The 25,235-nt window shown below is 31.1% G+C and carries 20 protein-coding genes, 1 other RNA gene and 2 pseudogenes; 8 read left to right on the top strand and 15 right to left on the bottom strand.

Annotated features, from left to right (window positions below):
• Positions 1–53 precede the first annotated feature (53 nt).
• A complete protein-coding gene (locus MW871_RS13990; protein WP_248429084.1) occupies positions 54–1,361 on the top strand; it encodes an amidohydrolase family protein in 1,308 nt (435 codons plus the stop codon).
• A 9-nt stretch (positions 1,362–1,370) separates the two neighbouring features.
• Positions 1,371–1,748, top strand: a complete 378-nt coding sequence (locus tag MW871_RS13995; RefSeq protein WP_248429085.1) for a PH domain-containing protein — start codon at positions 1,371–1,373, stop codon at positions 1,746–1,748.
• An 80-nt stretch (positions 1,749–1,828) separates the two neighbouring features.
• Here the strand turns inward: MW871_RS13995 and MW871_RS14000 are convergent, their stop codons facing one another.
• Complete coding sequence (locus MW871_RS14000) at positions 1,829–3,676, bottom strand: CocE/NonD family hydrolase (RefSeq protein WP_248429086.1); 1,848 nt, start codon at positions 3,674–3,676, stop codon at positions 1,829–1,831.
• A gap of 669 nt (positions 3,677–4,345) precedes the next feature.
• Here MW871_RS14000 and MW871_RS14005 point away from each other — a divergent pair.
• Genes MW871_RS14005 through MW871_RS14020 form a run of 4 tightly spaced genes read left to right on the top strand, consistent with a single transcriptional unit; the run spans position 4,346 to position 8,143 of the window.
• Positions 4,346–4,780 (top strand): GNAT family N-acetyltransferase, encoded by a 435-nt coding sequence (locus tag MW871_RS14005; RefSeq protein ID WP_248429087.1) that lies wholly within the window; start codon positions 4,346–4,348, stop codon positions 4,778–4,780.
• A 6-nt stretch (positions 4,781–4,786) separates the two neighbouring features.
• On the top strand, positions 4,787–5,929 hold the full coding sequence (locus MW871_RS14010; protein WP_248429088.1) for an amidohydrolase: 1,143 nt from the start codon (positions 4,787–4,789) through the stop codon (positions 5,927–5,929).
• Positions 5,919–7,070 (top strand): alanine racemase, encoded by a 1,152-nt coding sequence (gene alr / locus MW871_RS14015; RefSeq protein ID WP_210646850.1) that lies wholly within the window; start codon positions 5,919–5,921, stop codon positions 7,068–7,070. The genes MW871_RS14010 and alr overlap by 11 nt, the downstream gene beginning before the upstream one ends.
• Positions 7,070–8,143 (top strand): alanine/ornithine racemase family PLP-dependent enzyme, encoded by a 1,074-nt coding sequence (locus MW871_RS14020; protein ID WP_248429089.1) that lies wholly within the window; start codon positions 7,070–7,072, stop codon positions 8,141–8,143. The genes alr and MW871_RS14020 overlap by 1 nt, the downstream gene beginning before the upstream one ends.
• A 111-nt stretch (positions 8,144–8,254) precedes the next feature.
• Here MW871_RS14020 and MW871_RS14025 read toward each other — a convergent pair whose 3' ends face one another.
• From MW871_RS14025 to MW871_RS14045, 5 genes are all read right to left on the bottom strand, one after another.
• Positions 8,255–10,291: a protein-disulfide reductase DsbD family protein gene (locus MW871_RS14025; protein ID WP_248429090.1), complete on the bottom strand. Its 2,037-nt coding sequence runs from the start codon at positions 10,289–10,291 to the stop codon at positions 8,255–8,257.
• Positions 10,291–11,601 (bottom strand): tRNA lysidine(34) synthetase TilS, encoded by a 1,311-nt coding sequence (gene tilS / locus MW871_RS14030; protein ID WP_248429091.1) that lies wholly within the window; start codon positions 11,599–11,601, stop codon positions 10,291–10,293. The genes MW871_RS14025 and tilS overlap by 1 nt, the downstream gene beginning before the upstream one ends.
• An 11-nt stretch (positions 11,602–11,612) precedes the next feature.
• The gene (locus tag MW871_RS14035) at positions 11,613–12,914 is read right to left on the bottom strand and encodes an anthranilate synthase component I family protein (RefSeq protein ID WP_248429092.1); all 1,302 of its coding nucleotides are present in this window, start codon (positions 12,912–12,914) and stop codon (positions 11,613–11,615) included.
• Between the two features lie 133 nt (positions 12,915–13,047).
• Complete coding sequence (locus tag MW871_RS14040; RefSeq protein WP_248429093.1) at positions 13,048–14,046, bottom strand: LLM class flavin-dependent oxidoreductase; 999 nt, start codon at positions 14,044–14,046, stop codon at positions 13,048–13,050.
• A gap of 253 nt (positions 14,047–14,299) precedes the next feature.
• Complete coding sequence (locus tag MW871_RS14045; protein ID WP_248429094.1) at positions 14,300–15,502, bottom strand: NAD(P)-dependent oxidoreductase; 1,203 nt, start codon at positions 15,500–15,502, stop codon at positions 14,300–14,302.
• Between the two features lie 198 nt (positions 15,503–15,700).
• Here MW871_RS14045 and MW871_RS14050 point away from each other — a divergent pair, with 198 nt between their 5' ends.
• Together MW871_RS14050 and ssrA are read left to right on the top strand one after the other, a co-directional pair.
• Complete coding sequence (locus MW871_RS14050) at positions 15,701–16,951, top strand: serine hydrolase domain-containing protein (RefSeq protein WP_248429095.1); 1,251 nt, start codon at positions 15,701–15,703, stop codon at positions 16,949–16,951.
• 105 nt (positions 16,952–17,056) lie between these two features.
• Positions 17,057–17,453, top strand: a transfer-messenger RNA (tmRNA) gene (gene ssrA, locus MW871_RS14055).
• Positions 17,454–18,994: 1,541 nt separating this feature from the next.
• On the opposite strand, the gene MW871_RS14065 is transcribed toward ssrA, so the two are convergent.
• From MW871_RS14065 to trxA, 9 genes and pseudogenes are all read right to left on the bottom strand, one after another.
• Positions 18,995–20,401: a hypothetical protein gene (locus tag MW871_RS14065; RefSeq protein WP_248429096.1), complete on the bottom strand. Its 1,407-nt coding sequence runs from the start codon at positions 20,399–20,401 to the stop codon at positions 18,995–18,997.
• Between the two features lie 4 nt (positions 20,402–20,405).
• Positions 20,406–20,693, bottom strand: coding sequence for a hypothetical protein (locus tag MW871_RS14070; protein ID WP_248429097.1), 288 nt, complete (start codon positions 20,691–20,693; stop codon positions 20,406–20,408).
• Positions 20,694–20,700: 7 nt separating this feature from the next.
• Positions 20,701–21,267, bottom strand: a complete 567-nt coding sequence (locus tag MW871_RS14075; RefSeq protein ID WP_248429098.1) for an REP-associated tyrosine transposase — start codon at positions 21,265–21,267, stop codon at positions 20,701–20,703.
• A 113-nt stretch (positions 21,268–21,380) separates the two neighbouring features.
• Complete coding sequence (locus MW871_RS14080; RefSeq protein WP_248429099.1) at positions 21,381–21,821, bottom strand: hypothetical protein; 441 nt, start codon at positions 21,819–21,821, stop codon at positions 21,381–21,383.
• A 4-nt stretch (positions 21,822–21,825) separates the two neighbouring features.
• Positions 21,826–22,182: a hypothetical protein gene (locus MW871_RS14085; RefSeq protein WP_248429100.1), complete on the bottom strand. Its 357-nt coding sequence runs from the start codon at positions 22,180–22,182 to the stop codon at positions 21,826–21,828.
• Positions 22,183–22,516: 334 nt separating this feature from the next.
• A pseudogene (locus MW871_RS14090) lies at positions 22,517–23,065 on the bottom strand (REP-associated tyrosine transposase).
• Between the two features lie 47 nt (positions 23,066–23,112).
• Positions 23,113–23,547, bottom strand: coding sequence for a hypothetical protein (locus tag MW871_RS14095; protein ID WP_248429101.1), 435 nt, complete (start codon positions 23,545–23,547; stop codon positions 23,113–23,115).
• Positions 23,548–23,568: 21 nt separating this feature from the next.
• Positions 23,569–23,961, bottom strand: a complete 393-nt coding sequence (locus tag MW871_RS14100) for a hypothetical protein (RefSeq protein WP_248429102.1) — start codon at positions 23,959–23,961, stop codon at positions 23,569–23,571.
• Positions 23,962–24,855: 894 nt separating this feature from the next.
• Positions 24,856–25,158, bottom strand: a pseudogene (gene trxA / locus MW871_RS14105) (thioredoxin).
• Between the last annotated feature and the right edge of the window lie 77 nt (positions 25,159–25,235).

The raw sequence follows: 25,235 nt of genomic DNA on the forward strand, positions 1-25,235 counted from the left end.
ATTGAAATCTTACTAAAGCTTTAAAATTATTGAAGCAATAATAAAAAACAAATATGATGAATAAAAAAATATATCTTTTACTATTGGTATTTAGCATATCAATACTGACAAAAGCGCAACAAACTCCTGCTGCAGCACAATCAAAATCAGTTTTGATTATGAATGCTACAGCCCATTTAGGAAATGGAAAAGTTATAGAAAATAGCGCTATAGGATTTGTAGATGGAAAAATAAACTTAGTTGCCGATGCTACCTTAATTCGTTTAGCTAAAGATGCTTACGACATTACAATTGATGCGGGTGGAAAACACGTTTATCCAGGATTTATCGCACCAAATTCTACATTAGGTTTGGTTGAAATTGATGCCGTAAAATCATCTGATGACGAAGGAGAAATTGGTGAAATGAAGCCACACATTAGAAGTATTATTGCTTATACAGCAGATTCTAAAGTAATAGAGACAGTAAGACCAAACGGCATTTTGATGGCACAAATAACACCTCGCGAAGGAAGAATTTCTGGTACCTCATCAATAGTTCAATTGGATGCCTGGAACTGGAAAGATGCTTTGATAAAAGAAAATGATGGGATTCACTTGAATTTTCCTGCTACTTTTAAAAGAAGTGGCTCTTGGTTTGAACCAGGAGGAATTGAAGCAAATAAAGATTATAGTAAGCAAATTGCTGAATTAGCCTCTTTTCTGGCTGATGCTAAAGCGTATTTAGGGGCTAGTTCTAAAGAAAGAAATTTAGTCCTTGAAGCTACCAAAGGATTATTCGACGGAAGTCAAACACTATTCATTAATGCAAATGATGAAAAGCAAATTACAGATGCGGTTCAATTTTCTAAAGAAAACGGCATTAAAAAAATGGTCATAGTTGGAGGTTATGAAGCCTACAAAGTTGGTGAGCTATTACAAAAAAACAATGTAGGTGTTTTTCTTAGACGAGTACATGAAATGCCTGAAAATGATGACGATGATATTGATTTGCCTTATAAAGCTGCTAAATTATTGACCGATAAAGGCGTTGTAGTAGGTTTAGAAAATAGTGGATCTCACGAAAGAATGAATACAAGAAACTTACCTTTCTTAGCCGGAACTTGCGCAGCTTATGGACTTGATAAAGAGGAAGCATTAAAATTAATTACTTCAAATACGGCTAAATTACTTGGAATTGATGCGCAATGTGGTACCTTAGAGCAAGGAAAAGATGCAACATTATTCATTTCTGAAGGAGACGCACTAGATATGAGAACTAACAAATTGACAAATGCCTTTATTCAAGGTAGAATGATTAGTTTAGAAACGCATCAAACAAAGTTGAACGACAGGTACAAAACAAAATACAATCAAAAATAAACGAAAATAATGGGACTATTTAATGCCATAATGGGCAATGCTTCTGAAGTTACTATTGATAATGTTGCTAAAGAATTTGAACCACTTTTAATAGATGGTGAAACAATAGAAAAGGCTTACAAGCTTATAAGAGACATGTTCATTTTTACTAATAAAAGATTAATTCTTGCTGAGAAACAATTAGTTGGAACTAAAGTAGAATACATGACAATTCCGTATTCGAGTATAAAGAAATTTTCAAAAGAAAGTGCTGGAATATTAGACATGGATGCCGAACTGAAAATTTGGTTAAATCATGATAATGCTCCAATTATCAAACAGTTCGGAAAAAGCGGAAATAATATTAATGAAGTTTATAAAATATTAAGTCAACACACTTTAAAATAAAATTACAAACTAATATTAAAAAAGCACCAATTGTACTCTTTTACAATTGGTGCTTTTTTTGATTTCAACTCAACTAAAATTTATTTTAAAACAGTAAACTCAATTTTTGAATCATTATAAATTCTATGCGTTTGCTTTTGGAAATCTTCTGGCTTAGCGTAAAAAATATTATCAACAAAAGTCTGCGGATTCAAATCGATCAAAGGAAACCAAGTGCTTTGAACTTGAATCTGTATTTTATGCCCTTTTTTGAAAGTATGAAAAACATCTTGTAATTTGATATTTACGGCCGTTTTCTCATTGGCTACAAAAGGCTCCGGTTTTGAAAAACTATTTCTAAATCGGCCTCTCATTACTTCACTTCTAACCATCATGTGGTAATTACTCATTTTTAAATAAGGTGCAATTTCCTTTGTTTCTGGTTCATCATTAGGAAAAACATCAATCACCTTAACGATCCAATCTGCATCTGTTCCTGTCGTAGCTACTTGAAGTTTCGCTAAAATGGCACCAGCCAAAGTAGTATCATCAGTTAGCACTTCGGTTTCAAACACCACTACATCCGGTCGTCTAGCAGCAAAACGTTGATCATCCGTCATATATTTTCTTGGTGTCATGCCTTGTTGTTTGATATCCTCAGAGTAAGGAACTGGCTTTTTATGATCACTAACAAACTCTTCAAAAGCTATATTTCTTTTGGCCATAGTTGTCAACTTATTTTCTTGCAAAAAGAAATCCTGTTTCACTGTATTTTTTGGAGGCCAAGCATCAAATGTTTTCCAATCTTTTATACCTGAATCAAAAACATAAGCTTCAGGCAATTTGTTTTCTCCTTTACCATTATTTTTTAAGAAGTGACGGAAGAAATTAGCTTCAATATTTTTCTGATAAAATCCAGAAATACTATCTCCAAAATTAATATTACCAATCACTTGTTTTGGAGAGTTTCTAGCCCAATCACCATGACTCCAAGGTCCCATAACGATTGTATTGTAGTTTTTACTATTCTTTTCAATTGTAGAATAAGTATTTAATGGTCCGTACAAATCTTCTGCATCAAACCAACCTCCTACAGTCATTACAGCTGGCTTTATATCTTTTAAATGTTGTAAAATACCGCGTTTTTGCCAGAAATCATCATAACTTGAATGCTCCTTTAATTGCTGCCAAAATTCGTTATCTTTTCCATAAAATTTGTCTAGATTAGATAATGGACCCGCATCTAAAAAAAACTGATAATCATCATTAGTTCCTATTTCAGGAAATTTAAACCATGAATCTGCAGTACGCTTTGTTTTTTGCGGACCAAATAATGGCGTTACTTTCCAATAACTCAAAAGATAAGCACCATTATGATGAAAATCATCAAAAAAGAAATCTGAAATACAAGCTTGTGGAGAAACTGCTTTTAAAGCGGGGTGATTACTTAACAATGAATAAGTAGCATAAAATCCTGGATATGAAATTCCCCAAGTTCCAACATTTCCGTTATTGTTAGACACATTTTTTACCAACCAATCGATGGTGTCATACGTATCTGATGCTTCATCAATAGCCGTTTTTCCTTTTTTATTGGGAACAAAAGCGCGCATATTATCATATAAACCATCACTCATATACCTTCCGCGAACATCTTGATATACTACAATGTAGCCCTCTTTCATCATGGTTTCGCTTGGAGAAATACTTCTCTTTAGCTGACCTTCGCCATAAGGACCCGAATTATAAGGCGTTCTTTGCATAATAATTGGATACTTTTTAGTAACGTCTTTTGGCGAGTATATTGCAGTAAATAATTCTACGCCATCACGCATTTTGATGTGTACTTCTTTTTTAGTGTAATTATCAGCAACATACGTGCTGGCATTACTTTGAGCGAAAATAAACACACTAAAAAAAAGTACGCTTATAGTTAATAGTTTTTTCATAAATTTTTTTGAATTTAAATAGTTTTTAAAGATAAATAAACTGTTTCAATATTCTGTGATCACTTTAGATTTTTTAAAATTATGAATTACAATTTCACACAAAAAAAGCACTATACAAATTTATTAAGACTTCGTTTTAGAATAAAGCACTACTCGGTTAAAGACTAATTTTAAGCTAAATATCCATTTTTATTACCAAATTGAAATAATTCATTAATTTTTTCATAAATGAATAACATTATCAAATTAAAAACAATAAAAAAACACGTAAACAACTAACTATAAATACTTTAAAACCTTTAATAATTTTTAATTTTTATATCAAATTAAACAAATAAAACATTTGTTCAGATTCAGAAAAACACACTAAAGCCATTTTATAGCTCATAAAGCGGATTTTTATCTTATCTTTGTGAAATACCTAATTATGTTTTGCAGTTTATTTAAGTTCTTTTTTAAAACTTTCAACTCAAAACTAAGATTTTATTTTTCAGACAAAACACTGAATAAATCTTAACTATTTTTTGCAGTTTTTCTGCATCTTTTGCCTTTAGAAAAATTCTAATTACAGGCTAATAAATAATCAAAATTAAGTTTTACTAAATGGCTTTCATTTACTGAAAGTCAGCAAATAAGTATTGCTTAAAATTTAATATTAAATTATATAAAATGGAATTCAAGCAAATTAATAATACCACTGGAGAAAATACAATCTATTCGAATAAAACCATTGCTCAGTTTCTATGCACCCATTTAGAACAGTACGGAGATACTATCGAGGATATTACAAAATGCATAGATTATGTAATGAACCCTAATAAAGGGGGAAATATTGTGGTTGGAATTGATGATCAAAAAATTGTAGGTGTTGTGATCCTAAACAATACTGGAATGAAGGATTTTATTCCTGAAAATATTTTAGTTTATATCGCAGTAGATAATTCACAACGTGGAAAAGGATACGGAAAGCAATTAATGCAAAAAGCCATATCTATTGCTGAAGGGAATATTGCTCTTCATGTAGAACCTGATAATCCCGCTAAAAAATTATACGAAAGTTTAGGATTTACTAATAAATACCTAGAAATGAGATTGATTAAATAAATCAAAATGGAAAATTTAAGCGCACTTACAATTTTACGTAAAGAACTACATCAAAATCCAGAGGTATCAGGAAACGAATTTAATACAGCCAAACGTATTGTTTCTTTTTTACAAAAGTATCCTCCGGATGAGATTATTACAGCAGTTGGAAAAACGGGCATTATTGCAACCTATAATGGTAAGAAAAAAGGCAAAACGGTGCTTTTTAGAGCGGAACTAGATGCTTTACCCATAGAGGAAACCAATGTGTTTGAGCATAAATCTTTAAATAAAGGAGTTTCTCATAAATGCGGACATGATGGCCATAGTGCAATTTTATGTGGTTTAGCTCAAAAACTACATGCTGAAAAGCCTGAATTTGGAACTGTTATTCTAGTATTTCAACCAGCGGAAGAAGATGGTAGTGGTGCAAAAAAAGTGGTAGAAGATAATCGTTTTCAATATATAAAAACAGATTATGCTTTTGCTCTTCATAATTTACCAGGTTTTAAAATGCACCAAATCATCGTAAAAGATCATATATTCTCTTGCGCAGTCAATAGTATAATTATTAAGTTAAAAGGAAAAACAGCTCATGCAGGTGAACCTGAAAAAGGGTACAATCCAGCTATGGCTATTGCAACTATTATTACTGAATTTAATGCTTTAATTCAAAGTGACATTGCTAATAACAATTACTGTTTGATTACCCCAATTTATAGTAAATTAGGTAAAAAAGCATATGGCGTTTCTGCAGGTATTGGAGAAATTCATTTTACAATACGAAGTGACAGTAATTTAGAAATGACAAACATTGAAACTACCTTAGAAAATTTAGCCAAATCAATTGCTAAAAAAAATAATTTAAAATGTAAAGTCAAATGGACTCAAAGTTTTAAGGCGAATAGAAATAACATAGAGGCTGTAGAATTAATTAGAAGAGCTGCTAAATACAATTCATTAGACATACTAGAAAAAGAATATCCTTTTACATGGGGAGAAGATTTTGGTTTGTTCACAGAACACTATTCTGGTGCCATGTTTGGAATTGGATCTGGAATTAATACTCCTGCCCTACACAACCCTGATTATGATTTTCCAGATGAAATTATACAAACTGGAGTCAATATGTTTCATCAAATAAGCAAACAAATTACTGATGCATACTAATTCAATTATAGAACTTAGTGAAACGGCGTATCAAAAAAACGTCGATTTTTTAAAAACTACTTTTGGTAAAAAAGTAATCGTTTCGTCTGTGGTAAAAGGAAATGCTTATGGCCATGGTATAGCAGAGTTTACAAGTATGGCTTATAACTGTGGAATTAATCACTTTTCAGTTTTTGATGTGCAAGAAGCAAAAGCAGTCAAAGAAGTATTGGAAGACAAGGTTACCGTAATGGTTATGGGTTTAGTGAATGATGAAGACATGCAATGGGTTATTGAAAATAATGTTGAATTCTTTGTTTTTGATAAAAGCAGACTCAATCAAGCAATAAAAATTTCAAAAAAAATCAATAAAAAAGCAATATTACATATTGAAGTCGAAACAGGAATGAATCGTACTGGTTTTGATAAAAAAGATCTAAATGCAGTAATTTCGATAGTAAAAAAAGAAATACAACATCTTTATTTAAAAGGACTTTGTACGCACTACGCTGGTGCCGAAAGCGTCGCTAACTATTACAGAGTTGATAATCAAATTAAGAAATTTGAAGAGATATATGAGTTGTTTTGTAAAAATGACTTAAAGCCAGAGATGAGACATTCTGCTTGTTCTGCTGCTTCAATTATGTTTCCTCAAACTAGAATGGATTTAGTTAGAATTGGAATAATGCAATACGGTATGTGGCCGAGTCCAGAAGTATTTGTAACCTATTTGCAAGCTAAAAAAAATAAAATTGATCCTTTGCAACGAGTAATCAGTTGGAAAAGTAAAATTATGAGTGTAAAGAATGTAAAAACAGGTGATTTTATAGGATATGGAACCAGCTTCATGGCCAAACGAAACATGAAAATTGCAGTAGTACCTATTGGTTATTGTCACGGATATAGTCGATCTTTAAGTAATCAAGGTCGTGTGCTAATACACGGGCAGCGGTGTACTGTTGTAGGATCTGTGAATATGAATATGATGACAGTAGATGTAACCGATGTTGATATTGCTAAAAAAGAAGATGAAGTAGTATTGATTGGCACTCAAAAAACACTGGCAGTCTCAGTTGCTTCATTCAGTGATTTTAGCAACCAACTTAACTATGAATTATTAACACGGATTTCAACAGCAATCCCACGAAAAATTAAACAATAATGGCCTTTATAAAATTATATAGAAAAAAACTAGAAGAAAATTACGCTTTTCTGGATAACACTTTTAAATCCAGAAACATAGAATGGGGTGTCGTTTCAAAACTGTTATGTGGTAATAAAATTTACTTAAAGGAAATCATCGCTTTAGGTGTACGCGAAATTCACGACTCTAGAGTTAGTAATTTAAGAAAAATTAAAGCACTTGATCCTGAAATTCAAACGGTTTACATCAAACCTCCCGCAAAGAGAAGCATAGAAAGTATTGTACGTTATGCAGACATCAGTTTTAATACTGAAATATACACCATACAATTACTTTCTGATGAAGCTGTGAGACAAAATAAGATTCACAAAATCATCATAATGATAGAGATGGGCGATTTGCGTGAAGGCGTTATGGGCGAAGAATTAATTGCTTTTTATGGTACAATTTTGAAGATGCCTAGTATCGAAATTTCAGGAATTGGAACTAATTTAAATTGCCTAAGTGGAGTTATGCCAACACAAGACAAACTAATTCAATTGAGTTTATACAAACAATTAATTGAAGCTAAATTTAATATTAGCATTCCGTTTGTCTCTGGTGGAACTTCAGTTGCCATTCCGTTAATACTTAAAAATGCAAATCCGATGGCTGTAAATCATTTCCGAATAGGAGAAGCACTCTTTTTTGGTAAAGATTTATTTACTGGTGACACAATTGAAGGAATGCATAATGATGTTTTCAAATTATTTGCAGAGATCATAGAAATTACGGAAAAACCCAATACGCCAACAGGAGAATTAGGCGAAAACGTAGCAGGAAATTCCTTTTCTATGAATGATGTAGAAGATTTGGGAATAACTTCTTTACGAGCCATTTTAGACATTGGATTATTAGATATGCAACCCCAATATATAGAATCTGATGACGCTGATATTACTATTGTAGATGCGAGTTCGGATATGTTAGTAATAGATATTTCTAATTCTAAAAAGAACTATAAAATTGGAGACCTTGTAGCTTTTAAAATAAGATATATGGGTGCATTATATCTTTTGAATTCGGATTATATAGAAAAAACAATAGAATAGAAAAGTTCGATATTGATTTCCTTTATTACCTCAAAAAAAATGCGCTAAATTCCATCATAAATATATGGAGCTTAGCGCAATTCTTTTATAAAATAAAATCTAGAAGTTTTTTTATTTGGTCTTTTTATAACGATCAATTCCTTCTCTTAACCATCCTTTGTATGCGTTGATATCCGAATTATAACTTTCTGGCTTATCAGAAAGCATATTGCCGTCATTGTCTAAAATAATATAATACGGTTGTGCATTTGCTTTGAATTTTGTGATTTGAAAATCACTCCATTTATTCCCTACACTTGTAATTTCTTTCCCCGTTTCTTTAGAAACATATTGCTCGTTTTGAGGCAATTCTTTTTTATCATCAACATACAAAGAAATCAATACCACTTCACCTTGTAATATTTTAAGAATATTAGTATCCGACCAAACGTAGTCTTCCATTTTTCTACAATTTACACAAGCATAACCTGTAAAATCTAATAAAATAGGTTTGTTTACCGATTTTGCATAAGCGACTCCTTTGTCGTAATCATCAAAAGCGATTAAATCATGTGGTCCTAAATGTGCTCCATCAGGTAAAACTTGTGTTGATGCATTTGATCCTCCTTTTGAACCAGAAACGCCATAAGGGCTTTCGCTATAGGTCATTGGTGGTGGAAAACCAGAAATCACTTTTAACGGTGCTCCCCAAAGACCCGGAATTAAATAGATTGTAAAAGCAAGAACTACTAAACCAAATGATAATCTACCCACCGAAATGTGTGTCATTGGACTATCATGAGGTAATGTAATTTTTCCGAATAAATAAAATGCCAATGTTCCAAATATTGCAATCCAAATGGCTAGAAAAACTTCTCTTTCTAAGAAATGCATTTGTAACACTAAATCCGCATTAGATAAAAATTTGAATGCCAAAGCCAATTCTAAAAATCCTAATACAACTTTAACGGTATTCAACCAACCACCCGATTTTGGCAATGAGTTTAACCAACCTGGGAACATCGCAAATAACATAAAGGGTAAAGCTAAAGCTAATGAAAATCCAAACATACCAACAATTGGTGCTATTCCGCCTTTAGAAGCAGCTTCTACTAAAAGTGTTCCTACGATAGGGCCAGTACAAGAGAAAGATACAATTGCTAGCGCTAAAGCCATGAATAAAATACCAATCATTCCACCTCTATCGGCCTGACTGTCTACTTTATTTGCCCAAGAATTTGGCAACATTATTTCGAAAGCTCCCAAAAATGAAGCCGCAAAAGTTACTAAGATGATAAAGAAAATGATGTTAAACCAAACATTAGTAGACAGAGCATTTAGCGCATCAGCACCAAAAATTCCAGTTACTACCAATCCTAATATTAAATATATCGCTATAATCGAAATTCCGTAAATAATAGCATTGCGAATTCCTTTTGCTTTTGTTTTACTTTGTTTTGTAAAAAAACTAACAGTCATCGGAATCATCGGAAATACACAAGGAGTAAGCAATGCAGCAAATCCAGATAGAAAAGCAATAAAGAAAATAGACCACAATCCTCTTTTCTCTGCGGGTTTATTATCATGCGGAACTACTTTTTCTGGTGCAACAGTATTCGTAGTTACTTCAGGCGAAGCTGATGTAGCCGCTGTAGTTGTTGTATCTAATTTTGCAGCTTCAATATCAACTGGAAGTACTGTTTCTGAAGTAGCAATTGCTGAAGCTGGAATTTTGAACGTGAAGTTTTTTTCTATGTTAATACAAACCTCTTTACAAACTTGGTAATTAAAATCGACTTTAACTTCAGTTAGTTTTGGGTTTGTAATTGAAATTTCTTGTCGCACTTGACCTTTCTTTTCAAAAAAGGTTTCATTCACTTCAAATATATCATTATAAGCAGTTCTCGTTTTGCTTTCTATAGCTTTACCTACTAAATTAAAATTCCCTTTTTGATTTTTAAAAGTAATCTCTAAAGGAAGTGGTCCACCGTCTGGAGTGGTTTGTGAATACAAATGCCAATCGTTTTCTATAACGGCATCAAATATTAAAATATAATTCGTTTCTGATTTTTTTTCAATTTTAGTAGTCCATTTGGCTGGATCTAAAATCTGAGAATTTCCTTTGGCAAAAGCCAAAAAAGCGATAAGTATAAATAATAATTTCTTCATTAGTCTAATTGTATTTTAAGTATATTCTTTGTTGTATTATCAATTTTAAAGCGTTCATCTTGACGAAGACCTATTATCCAAACGATAGTATTATTGGAACATAAAAGCCAAGTATTTTCTTTTTCTAACAATGATAATTTTTCATCTTTAAAAAACTTACTTATCTTTTTTGATTTTCCATTCATACCTAAAGGTTGAAATTGATCTCCTTCGTTCCAACGACGTAAAACCAACGGATATTCTAATTTATCAGAATCGACAAATATAGTTGTATTTGAAGCGATACTAATATCGGTTGCTACCGAAAAGGAAATATTTAAGGGAATATTAACTTCTTTTTGATCTTGATTGATAAAATACTCTTGTTTTTCATTTGAAAAATCCAAAGGACTCAAGATTAAACTTTCTCTATCTTTTAGCAATCGATAATTAGCCGATAGCACAAATTTACCGGACTGACTTTCTACTAAATCATAAATATCATTCCATGCTGTAAATCCAAATTCATTTAACCATTGGTACAAATACGATTTGTAATTGGGTAATTTCATTAATTTTTTTAAATCAAAACTAATATTTTCATCTTCTTGAACTGCCACTTGTTGGTAAATCATAATAGCAGCATCATCTACCATATCTTGGGCTTCTTGCAAATAACTTTGTGTTTTATGAAAGGACAATAAAAAATTAGGATTTAATTCCTTTAACAGCGGAACAAGATGGTGTCGAATTTTATTTCGAACATATTTATCCGAAGCGTTACTGCTATCTTCTCTCCATTTAATAGCATTTAGTCGCGCATATTCTTCTAAATCGTGTTGAGTAAAGGCCAAAAGCGGACGAACTACATTTTCATTTTGTTCTGGAATTCCCGTTAATCCATCTAAACCCGTACCGCGAGATAAATTAATCAGAAATGTTTCTAGATTATCGTCCGCGTGATGTGCTGTTACAATATAATCGTACTGCTCTGTTTCCAGTAATTCATAAAACCAATTGTATCGCAATTTTCGAGCGGCCACTTGTGTAGAAAGTTTATAATCGGCTGCAAAAGCTTTCGTATCGAATTGAGTAATATATACAGGAATACCATTTGCATCAGCGTAATCCTGAATGAATTTTTGATCCTCAAAACTCTCTACACCACGCAATTGAAAATTACAGTGTGCAATACCTATTTTATAATCCAATTTCTCCAATAAATGCAACATAACCATGCTGTCTATTCCGCCACTTGTAGCAAGAAGCAACTTTTTATTACTTAAAAACTTAAATCTATCTAGCAGATGATTTTGGAACTTTTGTAGCATTTCAAATTTAATTAATTCGTATTTATAGATTTCATTACCTCACGCATTGCTTTTGCTTTAAGCAAACACTCCTCATATTCTTTTTCAGGAACAGACTGCGAAGTAATCGCACTACCTACTGAAAAAGACACATATTTTTTTTCTTGATTGTACAAAATACTGCGAATAACCACATTAAAATCGAAGTCGCCACTTGGCGTGAAATAACCTACCGCTCCACTGTACAAACCTCGTTTTGTTTCTTCGAGTTCTTCAATAATTTTCATGGCTTCTATCTTGGGTGCTCCTGTCATACTTCCCATTGGAAAACTAGTTTTAATTACATCGATAGCAGCATATTGCGCATCTAATTTTGAAGTAATCGTAGTAATCATTTGATGAACTTGCAAGAAAGAATAAATACCACACAACTCTTTTACCTCAACGCTTCCTTTTTGTGCCGTTTTAGATAAATCATTCCGCACAAGATCAGTAATCATAATATTTTCTGAGCGTTCTTTAGGATCTAAAGCCAAATCATTTTTTGATTTCTCATCGGCTATTGGATCTAAAAAACGTTTTGAGGTTCCTTTTATAGGTTGCGAAATTATATTTTCGCCCTCTTTTCTTAAATAACGTTCTGGTGTTGCAGAAAGTAAAAAAAGCTTGTTGTTTTTAAAAAAAACAGCCAATGGTGGTTGTGATATGGCATTTAGTGTACTAAACTTTTCAAACGGATTAATTATGGCATTATCGGCAAAGAATTCCATGCAAAAATTAGCTTCGTAAATATCTCCACGATGAATGTGCTCAAGCACTTTTGTGACTTTTTCGAGATAATTTTCTTTAGAAATTCGTTGTTGAATAATTACTTTTGATGCTAATTCTTCTCGAGCAATTTCAGTTTCTATTATTTCTTTAAAATCTGTTTCTACCTCATCATCACAGCAATTTAGGTATTGTATTTCTACTTGATTTCCTTTTAGTAAAAACAACTTCTTAGGTTGAAAGAAAAACAAATCAGGAAAACCTAGTCCATCAAAGTTTTTGGAAACCAAAGACTCTGTATTATTTTTTAAATCATACGATAAATAGCCAAAAAGCCAATCTCTGGTTGTTTGCTGGTATTGTTTTAAATCTTCGAAAGCATTATGATAATCGGTTTTAATAGAAGTAAATGCATCCAAAGCAACCAGACAATCATAACTAGAATAGTCTTGTGGATAATCATTGCTATCCAAATAAATGATTTCTCGAAATTGTTGCGACCAAAATAAAAGCTGTTGCTTGAACAATTTTGGATTTTGGATAGACTTATGGATTAAAGTTCTCAAAAATAGTTGTGTTTAAAATTCAAAAATACAATAAAAAATAACCTTCAATAATAGATTTCGCTATTAGGTTCGTGTATTTTTGATAAATCAATTAAAAAGGTTCTTATTCAACAGTTTTGAAAATTACTTTTTATTAAATATTATCAATCACTTCTTTCATTAATTGAACACTTTTCAATTTATGATCATGGTTATAAATGGGGCTTGTAATCATTAATTCATCTACTTGAGTGTAGTTTATAAATTGTTTCAGCTCTGCCTCAACTTTGTTTTTACTTCCTATAAACGAACAAGCTGTCATTTGGTTGACATGAAAATGCTCTTCCTCAGACATAATTCCATCTAAAGTATTTACTGGTGGTTGCAATGGTTTTCTGTCATTGCGAATTAAATTTAGAAACATTTGAGTTAAACTCGTAGACAAACGCGCAGCCTCTTCATCAGTATCCGCAACAACTGCATTAATGCAAGCCATCGTTTTAGGTTTTTCTAAATATTTTGAAGGTTCAAAATTATCACGATAAAACTGGAATGCTTGATGCATTTGTTTAGGAGCAAAATGCCCTGCAAAAGCATACGGCAAACCTTTGGATGCAGCCAAAGCCGCACTATCCATGCTAGAACCTAAAATCCAAATCGGAACATTAGTGCCTTCTGCAGGAAAGGCTCTCACATTAGCGTCAGCATTATCCTCTGAGAAAAATTCCTGAAGCGCTGCAACATTTTGAGGAAAGCGCTGTGATTGCTCATAAAAATCTTTCCTAATGGCTTGTGCAGTCAATCCATCGGTTCCAGGAGCTCTACCTAAACCTAAGTCGATGCGATTTGGATATAAAATTTCTAAAGTTCCAAATTGTTCAGCAATAATTAAAGGTGCGTGGTTGGGTAACATAATCCCACCGGAACCCACTCGAATGTTTTTAGTTTGACCGGCAATGTAACCAATAAGAATTACAGTTGCAGTACTGGCCACATGAGCCATATTGTGGTGCTCTGCCAACCAAAATCTTTTATATCCGAGTTCATCTGCAAGTTGTGCAAGTGCTTTTGTTTTTTCAAAGGTTTCTTTAGCGTTACTATCTTGTGTAATAATGGCTAACTCTAGTATAGAAATTGGTATATTCTTTTTCATAAATCGCTATTTAATGGTTCTGTGCGTAACCTATAATCTATTTACTATTTTAAGTAATAAATCAATACTGAAGTTATGCATTTCTTTCCCATTTTAAAATGGAGTACAAAATTAAGCTTTTCGTTTCAGCCCAAAAATTATCAGATGTTAAGAGATTTGTAATGTTTAGGAATTGAATTATTAACTACATTTAAACCCATAAAAAAACCTGCAACTTTTGAGTGCAGGTTTGCTATTTTATTTTTATAAACTTTTATTTACCATCTACATAATCTTGTAAATAACTAAATCTAGGTGTTAGTTTTCCTTTCTCAGTAACCTTGGCTCTGCTTAAAATACCATCTTTATCATCATTAAAAAAAGCAGGAATAACGTGCTCAAGAAACATTTCCCCAAATCCTTCACTAGCATCTTTTGGTAATTCACATGGCAAATTATCTACCGCCATCACTACAATTGCCGCTGGATGAAAAACATCAACCTCTTTATTCTCCTCTGCAAGATAACCATACAAAGGTTCAGCGATTGTTGATGATCTTAAAGTACAAGCAATTGGACCATTAACATCACAAGAAATATCTGCAACTACTTTTATTTTACAATCATTTGCTTTTAGCATTTCTCGCGTAAGTATCACAGGCGCATCATTGCCATAAAAATGTCCGGTAAGATATATATCAGATACTTTTGTGAATCTTTCGAAATCTGAAATATATTCTGTGGGATTTTGATAAAAATCTGTAAAATCTAAAACTAGCCCGTCCTTGCGTTTATTATAATCTAAAACGTCAATTTGAGTATAAACTGCTTGTGTGTAGTTTTTTGTTAAGTAATTCTCAACAGAAACTTCTTTGATTTTTATAGCGTCTAAAACTTCTTTTGCACCATTACCGACTTTTCCAGTACCGGTAATTACAAATTTTAAAGGAGGTAGAATTACTCGTTTTAAATGACTAATCAGTGCTTCTTTACCAGCAAGTGTTTCTGCCTTTGGCAATTTAAATAATTCAAATTTTATTCCAAAAGCTCTGATTCCATTATAAGCACCTACTATTCCTGCATATCTTCCAAAGCCGATTAACCTACGATTTTCTGCATCTACTATTGTTTCGTAATCATACAAATCGATGTTTTTTTCTAAAATAGCTTGCAATAATTTTCTATTGTAAGGCTGTTTCTTAATCGTGTGTGAAAAGAAGAAATACGATTTATTTGGAATTAAATTTTCAACAGGAACTTCCTTTACCCCAAATAAGATATCGCAATCACTAACATCGTCAGTCATTTCAATACCTAATTTTTCATACTCAGAATCTTCAAAAATTCTAATATCAGAACGTTCCACTGTTGCAGATAAACTTGGATAGTTTTGCTTTAAAAGCGTTAACTCATTAGGTGAAAATATAACTCTTCTGTCCGGTGGACTTTTTCTTTCTTTTAGAATTCCGAATTTCATAAACATTAAAGGCTTTAAAATTAACTAAATATAACTTTACAGTAAACATTTGTTACAAATATAACAATTTAAAGTAAATTGAATTTATTTTTCAAATAAAATTAGTGGTTTGTAAATTACTATCGACTGATGTACAAAATGATACAAAAATAACGTTTGATATTTACTAATAAAATAGTGTTAAGGTTTAAAAAAACAATGAATCAAAAGACATTGATTCTATATATTTGCCTTTCTAGCACTACAGAAATGAATTTTATAAAAAAAACAAATATACTACATATATCCTTGCTCTTTTTGGTTTTAAGTTCTTGCGCCCAAGAGAAAAAGAAAGTTGAGTTAAGTGATGGCGAACTTCCTAAGAGTACCATGCCTAAAATGAAGCCTTTAACGGAAGCTGAAGATAAACTCACTCCTGAATACATTACTTTAAAAAAACAAGAAATAGACTCTTTCTATAACAAGAATTGGCCAAACAATAGCGCCAATGGAAGTTTTTTAGTAGCTAAAAATGGTCAAATTATTTATGAAAAATATGAAGGTTTTGCTAATTTTAGAGACAAAACATTAATTACTAAATCAACACCATTACACCTGGCTTCTGTTAGTAAGGTAATTACTGCAGCTGCAGTTTTAAAATTAATTAATGCAAAAAAAATAGAATTAGATCAAAAAGTAAGTACCATATTAAAAGAATTTCCTTATCCAGAAGTAACGATTAAAACACTATTAAATCACAGAAGTGGAATGCGCAATTATGCCTATTTTACAGACAGAGATAAAACGGTTTGGGATAGACACAATATATTGACAAATCAAGATATCTTAACCATTATGGCTACTAAAAATATTGGCCTTGAGTTTAAAACAGATACTCGTTTTAGTTATTGTAATACCAACTATGCCATGTTGGCATTAATTATAGAAAAAATTACCAAGCTACCATATGAAAAGGCTATGAATCAAATAATTTTTAAGCCATTGCATATGAAGAATACTTATGTATTTGATTATAAAAGAGACAAAGATTCAGCTGTTACCTCATACAAGGGCAACAAAGTCGAAATAGGCAAAGATTATTTAGATGCTGTTTATGGAGATAAAAATATCTACTCTACACCAAGAGATTTATTAAAGTTTGATAGAGCAAGAAATAGTCCTGGTTTTCTAACTCCTGAATTAACTGCAATGGTTTATAAACCCTACAGTAATGAGCGAAAAGGAACTAAAAACTATGGTCTTGGAATTAGAATGGTTAATTGGGAAACGGGACAAAATTTTTATTTTCACAACGGATGGTGGCACGGAAATACATCCTCTTACATTACCTTACAAAAAGAAGGAGTTACTATTATAGCACTATCAAACAAATTCACTAGAAAAACATATGATGTTCGAAAATTAGCCCCGTTATTTGGCGATTATCCTTTTAAATTAAAAGACGAATAAAATAGGAATGATTTTTGCAAACTAGTTGAAATATTTATACCAGAAATTAGAGTTTAAAATTGTATATTTGCCAACTCAAAATTCAAGTTATAGATTTTGAAAAAAGGGGTCGACTGGTTTTGACAGCAAGTCGAATTGATCAGTAAGCACGTCGAGCATTGAGACCTTGCTCGTAAATATAAGATCTTATCATTTTACACGGCGAAAATAACTACGCTTTAGCTGCATAATCCGAATTATAGTAAGATTAAGCCACGTTCCTATCAGATAGGAAAGCTGGATTCTCCTTGAAAGCCTTGGTTTGTGGCGGTCAATTTAGGGGAACCGTAAAAATAAACCTAGATTTCCATGAGCTTCGGGTGGATTTCGAAATTAAGAAGATAAGTAGCGTGTGGCTGTTTCTGGCCTAGCACACTATCGAAAACTCAATCAGGAAATAAACGTGTAGAAAGCTTTTTAGTTGCTTGTTTGGACCCGAGTTCGATTCTCGGCGACTCCACAAAAAAACCTCTTAATCAACCGATTAAGAGTTTTTTTTTGTGAACATCATATTTTTATTCTATTTTAAAATCTTAAAGTTCAATCAATACTATGTTTATTGCTCTCTACTATTATGATTTTATTTTATCGTATTTTTATTTTACTATTGATATCGTGTTTTAATGTTTTGTATGTGAGATCAATTTTTAACTGTACAGCGTTAAGAAAAAATCATTAATAATTAGTTTCTATTTACATCCATATTGAAAGTTATTTTTTTTTCTATGCTTACAATGAAAACAATTTAATACTACGAATTGGAAAAAACCGATAACGGGGATTTGCAATCCTTGCCCGCAACGATATTCTCTAATAATATCCTCTATAATTAAACCTTCAATTTTAAACTAAACGATTTATAATATTACAACATCTAAATCCCCCGCTAGCGCGAGCGTCCCGCTCGTGCCCACATTATAAATCAATTCACATCTATCTCTAAAAGTGTTTGGTCATTATTTCCATAATTTCTAGCACTGCTATATTTCCAATCTATTGGATCAGTCACAAAACCTGATTCAACAGGATTTTGATGAATATAATTAAGCTTTTGCTCAAAAACCTTTAGTGACCAAATCTCTATTGGATGATTATCTTGCTCCCAACCGAGCCTTAAAAAGCGAACTGGCGAAGCAAAATTTCAATGCTTTACATTACTATTTTTTTTACCTGCTCGTTACATCATGCAAAGAATCCATTGGCTACGACGAACCAATTCGTTACGCTTCTCTTCGGCTTTCTTCAATATTTTCTTCAATTGTTTTAAGCTTTTTTTTTAAGTAAAACCTTTGAATTTAGGTATCAAAACTAACGGATAACCCTTTGCCAACAAAAGATTAAATGTACTTGACTTGACATACTACAATATCCATATATTTCTATCCCCTTATTCTTTCTACAAAAATCCAATGATTCTATAATAATCCAAAAAATAAGCATCCCTTGTAAAAACGCCTATCAAATTTATGGTTGCAAAACTCACAAAATAAGCTCTTGTTTTTTCTCCAAACTTATATTTTGTACTCATTTAATTAATATTGTGTTTACTTTGTGGGCACGAGCGAGACGCTCGCGCTAGCATACGCTCAAGCCAGCAGGGGTGCAAAAGCACTTAAACTCATTACTAAAGCCAATGCTGTTACTATTACTTTTTCATGTTTTATTTATTTGTTAGTCTTTTGATTTGCTTTTTTTATGTTTACTATAATTTCGTATTAAATGTTTTTAAGTTTGTTTTTGTACTATTTTAAAAAGCTAGTAAAAATGTCAACCCAATCTACAACTGTTGCAGTCATAAAATCTGCCTTGCTTTAATCGCGTACTAAATAGCCTTCTTTGGTCATTTTTTATTTTATTTTAGTAGCATGCAACTAATTATTGATTAACGTTGTGACTGATAACTGTGGACGCTAAGTCGGAGACATTTGCGCAGCGAGCAGACTATTAATCAAATCTTTGCGGAGCTGGTCGGGGTTCAAGGACTGCAAAATAGCGCTATCTGGTTTATAATTTACCTTGCGCTAAATAACTACCAACTTCTCCAGTCCTAATTTCAAGTTCACGCCACTCTATCCAATCTCTGTCATATATTATTTGAATTCTGTTTACCAGATTTCCTTCTTCATTTTGCCACCAGTCAAAATTGCTAAATTGTAATCCACCTTCAAATAAAGCAGCTTCTATTGGTGGATTTGAATCTTTATTAAAATCTATTCTTTCTAAAATATTTTCAGATTCTAAAACTGGCATTTTTAATATTGTGTGAATAGAACCATCAGCATTATATATAACTGCATTTGAAGGTGGTTTATGTTCTCCATCTAATCCTTCATATATTGCAATTACATATTTTAAGTCTAACGATGGATAGGCATTTATACTTTCATTTTTGTCTTCTAAAATTATTTTTTGACCTTCATATTCCCAACTCATACTTTGTTTAGAATAACAATTGATATAATCAATATATTCTTGCTTCGATACATTGTCAAACATGTTAACTCCAAAACCAATTTTAATTGGAATAATCATACCATCATCGTTAAAATTAGTGAAATTTTTAATTTCTGAATTATTTTTTAATGCTTTTATTGGCAATAATCGTTTTGGATGTTGATTGCTTTTTACTTCTATTACAATGGCTTCATTAAATGGGACTTTAATTTTGTCTGTAGTATACAATATTTTATTTTCCCATTGCTCTACATTTTTAAGTTTCTCATATACTTTATCAAAAACTATTGGATAATTTAAAAAATATTCTTTACCAGGAGTTTTTGAAACATCTATAATTTTACTAAATCTACTTTTATATAAATGGCAAATAGCATCATACATGTTATTACCAGTGATTTTTGCTAAAATCATTCTCTTAAACATAAATCCACCATCTCTTCTAAATATTTCGTTATTTTCAGTAATAGGTTCTAATTGACTATTAATTAAATTATCCACATTTTTTAAATTCAAAAAAAAATCTAATTTTATTAAAATTTTATTAATTACATATTCAATCGCTTCTGGAATTTCGGCTAAACCTTTTTCAGAAATTTCAAATCGTAAACTTCCATCAAAATATTTTTTTTTCTGTATTTCTTCTGAGGCATTGCTGTGATTGACTGTTAAAGTAGTCATTAAATTTACATCACTATAATTAATTTGAATAAGCTCAGCCCATTCTTGCCAAAACGCTTCAATATATTCATATCTTCTTGAGAAATTTATACCAAATTGTAAATGAGTTTCTAAAAACAAAACTCTATTTAATGAACAGTAATCCCAACCCCAATCATATTCTTTTTTATAAAAAACATCACCATCATTAATACTTCTAAGAAATGAATTTTCCTCAAGATGTTTACTCATTTCAAAATCAATATATGCGGTTAAATTTTCTCTGGTATATTTCATAATATTATTGAATTACTAAATTCATTAAATTGTCAATGGTTAATTTTTGAACTGATTTTATATGGAAATTTTCATTTGCAGGTATTAATTCAATATCATTGACACTTACTATAGGTTTAATTGTTGTTTTACAATTCGCTACTCCATTATTTTTTACTTCATTAACTATTTCTGTTTGATTACTTGAAAAAGGAGAATCAGGTAAATATTTAGCATCAATATATTTTATATCATAAGTAATTGCACTAGTCAATGGGTCCCCCGCTACCGCACGAATCCTTTCGTGTGGCACGTTCTACTTATACATCAAACATCCTAAAAACTATAACATCATCCACTAACCCTTTTTGTCCTGCATAATCAATTGCACTACTATACACATAATCTTCTGGCTTATAAACCAAACCTTCTTCTACAGGATTATTGTGTACATAATCAATCTTTTGTTGAATAACTTTGTTGCTCCATAGTTCAATTGGTTTGTTATCATGTCGCCAAAACTGATAATGCTTTACATTTGAACTAATTTCTGCTTCTTTTTTAAAAAAATCTAACAAGAATTCCTTTCTGCTCTCTCTGGGATTTTCTTGTATGCTTTTTACTATAGATTGACTGGTAAATCTTTTTAAATCTCCAATCAATAACTCTGGTTTTTGACCATTGACACTCCTAAAAACCAAATGAATATGATTACTCATTATACGCCAAGTATGAACTTCTAAACCTTTATTCTTTTGACAAAATTCGATACTTTCAATAAGTAAATCTTTGTATTCATTTCGCGTAAAAACATCTAACCAGCCAACTACAGCAAAACTGATAAAATACAACCCCTCTGGATTATGAAATTTATAATTTCTACTCATTGTTTTACTTTTTTACATCAAATTTTGTTGTTTAATCACGATCCACACGAAATAATTCGTGCGGTAGCGGGGGAGCAGACTATTAATTAACTCTTTGCGGAGCATAGATATCTTTAATCTTTCATATTATTTACTAAAATTTCACTTATAAAATTTCCTTTTTTCCTGTCCAATGACACTATAACCAACGATAATGGACTTTTTTTTATAAACAAATCTGTGTTTTTTTTCTCTAATACAACTTTACCATTATAAAAATCCTTTTCATCTTCAACAAGACTCCATTTAAGATTTGGGATATTTTTAAAAAATGTTTGACCTACATACCTTGCGAAAAAATCAAGTGCAAATTTATTTTCACTTTTAAAAATTGATTCTGAGGTAAAATTTTCCAATATATATATCTCTAAAGTATCGAGAGATGACACAGTATAATCTAATGTTTTTTTTATATCCAGAGGCAATAGACATTTATAAGCCAAAACATCCTCCATACATGTTAACCACCAATTGAAATTTTCTTTATCGTTATTCAAATCTGTAATTGTTATCATACTTTTATTCTATTATATTAATATTTGCTTTTTGAAGAGCTTCTCTTAAAGGCTGACTCAATTCACAATCAATAAATTTCCAATCTATTTTCCAACCTTCTTTTTTTATCAAGTAGGCATCGGCGGCTACTTCTGCTAAAATATCTTTTGTGGCATACACCTTGCCTGTTTCATAGGCTTTTACTTCAATATCATCAAAAATATTAGGATTATTATCAGCAATATCTAATCTTCTTTTTCGTGATTTTCCATCAACTACAACATCTAATGTAACTTCTCTACAGTTTTTAGTTGTACAATTAAAACCAATTTCATCGAAATACTTCATTACTTTTTCATGGGCAAGCTTCGCTTTACCCATGTTAGAATTATAAGTTTTACTCCACCTTTCATAATTCCAATCTCCTCCTACTTCTTTGTACTGACTCCATCTACTTGCTTTATGTTCAATTGTATTTGGAATAAAGGTAGCAGGACTTTAATTAAGGATTTTGATAAACACATCATTAAGATCTTTTTCACTATCTGTAGCAATATTTATTGAAATATCTTCAACAGATTCTTTTCCAACTTTTTCTAACCCTTCCTCTGTACCTATTACGGCATGAAATTTTTCGCCATCAATATCTAATTCCAGTAACTTATTGCCGTTTTCCCCGCTAGCGCGAGCGTTCCGCTCGTGCCCACATTATAAATCAATTCACGTCTATCTCTAAAAGTGTTTGGTCATTATTTCCATAATTTCTAGCACTGCTGTATTTCCAACCTATTGGATCAGTTACAAAACCTGATTCAACAGGATTTTTATGAATATAGTTAAGCTTTTGCTCAAAAACCTTTAGCTACCAAATCTCTATTGGATGATTATCTTGTTACCAAAATTGTCTATGCTTTAAATTGCTATTCTTTTTACCTGCGCGTTCCATCATCAAAAGCATCCATTCTCTTCGGCTCTCTTGAACATTTTCTTCAATTGTTTTAAGCTTTTTTTTTGAAGTAAAACCTTTAAAATATCGCATCAATCCTGATGGATCACCATTTCCCGAACGAAAGATTAAATGTACGTGACTTGGCATAATGCAATATCCATATATTTCCATCCCCTTATTCTTTCTACAAAAATCCAATGATTCTATGATAATTCAAAAATAAGCATCTCTTGTACATACTTCAATCCAATTTATTGTTGCGAAACTCACAAAATAAGCTCCTGTTTTTTCTCCAAATTTATATTTTGTACTCATTTAATTAATATTGTGTTTACTTTGTGGGCACGAGCGAGACGCTAGCGCTAGCATACGCTCAAGCCAGCAGGGGATGTAATACCATACAACTTATAATGATACATTTTATCATTTACATTTAATGTATCTACATAATACATTCTTTTTGAAGGATGATCGTCTTTATCGTTTAAATTAACTAACGGAGTATTGGAAATTGATTCAAAATTCACTCCATCGCTCGATTTTTCTACTATATAAGAGGTGTAAATATGCTTAAAGGTTTCATAATCCCAAGAAAGCATAACTTGTTTATCGTCAGGAACAGAAATAAAATCAGTCGGTGCAGGTAAAGTAGAATAGTCTCTTAAACCAATCATATAAGAGGACGAATTAACTTTAGGTGTATCATAAACACTTATTTGATAAGCGTAAACTTCATTTTCTTTAACATCTTTATCTACAAATCCCCAGCCCGCTTTTAATGCTGCTTCAAAATTCATGTCAGTGGCGTACAAACCAAATTAGTAACGTTGATTTAACTCATCAGCCCTATTTACAATTCTAGAGAGGTCTCCTTCTTTTGCTACACTTACTTCAAAACTTTCCCCATAAATTGATTGTGCAACTATCGCTGCATTATTATCTTTTTGAACATAGCCAATCCAAGAATCTAAATCATCTGGAACTAAAGGTTTAGGTGTTAAAACTACTTTTTCAGGTTTTTTTATAATATTACCATCTTTAATTAAAGTGGTACTAGTTATTAAATATCCTTTCTTATTTGCTTTTTGCCACTCAACTGGGGAGTTAATATCCCAACGAAGCAAAACTTTATCTTTTTGAGCTCTACCAGTAATAATTACTTGAACATCATTTTTTTGCGTATACCCAATAAAACTTGATAAAAATAGCAAAAAAAGTAATTTTTTTTCAACATTATGTATGTAATTTTTTTTTGTTAAAAAAAACAAAAATAGCCTTTATTAATAAAATAACAAATATTTTATAATAAAAATCTGATGTATTAATGAAAACTTAACCCCTATTTTATATGGCGAAAGCGGTAACATTAGATAATGTATTTATTGATAATATATTTATCACTTTACCATAAATAACATTTTCCTTTTCAAGAAATTTTAAACTGATTACTAGTTCTATTATACAATTATTGACATTTAATTCTTTATAAATTTTTATTTGTGATCTTTTTTTTTTAAAAAAATTTAATTTTAAAAGTATTTTTAAAACTATTACAAAATAATTATTTAAAAATTTTTATTTATAGTTTAATGTAATATAGAAAGTATCTTAAAAGCTAATTACCAAAGACAAAATAGGTATAATTTGTCCAATTTAAACTCCATATATTCCACAAAAAAACCTCTTAATCAACCGATTAAGAGGTTTTTTTATTGAACATCATATTTTTATTCTATTTAAAATCATAAAGTTCAATCAATACTTTGTTTATTGCTCACTACTATTATGATTATATCGTATTTTTATTTTACTATTGATATCGTGTTTTAATGTTTTGTATGTGGGATCAATTTTTAACTGTACAGCGTTAAAAAAAATTATTAATAATTAGTTCCTATTTACATCCATATTGAAAGTTATTTTTACTATCAAAACACTTTAATTGTACGAATAGGAAAATCTTGAGTGATAATCTAAATAAAGAAGCCTTTTGAATTTAATTTAAAAGACATAATTTCTTTAGGAATAGAATTGATTTCTGAAAGTATATAACCAAACCTTCAACTTTTTTTGGTAAGAAGTCAATTCAAAATATGCAACAATGCTTATTTGTTGCTTTTATCTATAATAATTTTGATTATTTCCTCTTTAGATAATGCTCCAGATTGTCTCCATAATTGTTTTCCTTGCTGATATAATATCATAGTGGGTACACCGCGAACTTAATATTTTGAAGCTAATTGTTGGTTTTTATCTACATCAATTTTTATGATTGAGATTCGATCTCCAAGGCTATCTTTTACTTCTTTTAAAACAGGTGTAAGCATTTTGCATGGTCCGCACCAAGTAGCAAAAAAATCTATTAAAACTGGTTTTTCTGAATTTATAATTTTTTCAAAATTACTCATCTCTTACTGTATTTGTTATTAGGGATTGCGCAACCGTTTGGTCCACATCCTAAGTTAAAAATTACTTGAATTAAAAA

Origin of the sequence: Flavobacterium pygoscelis (assembly GCF_023162025.1) — a bacterium.
GTDB classification, from domain to species: Bacteria; Bacteroidota; Bacteroidia; order Flavobacteriales; family Flavobacteriaceae; genus Flavobacterium; species Flavobacterium pygoscelis.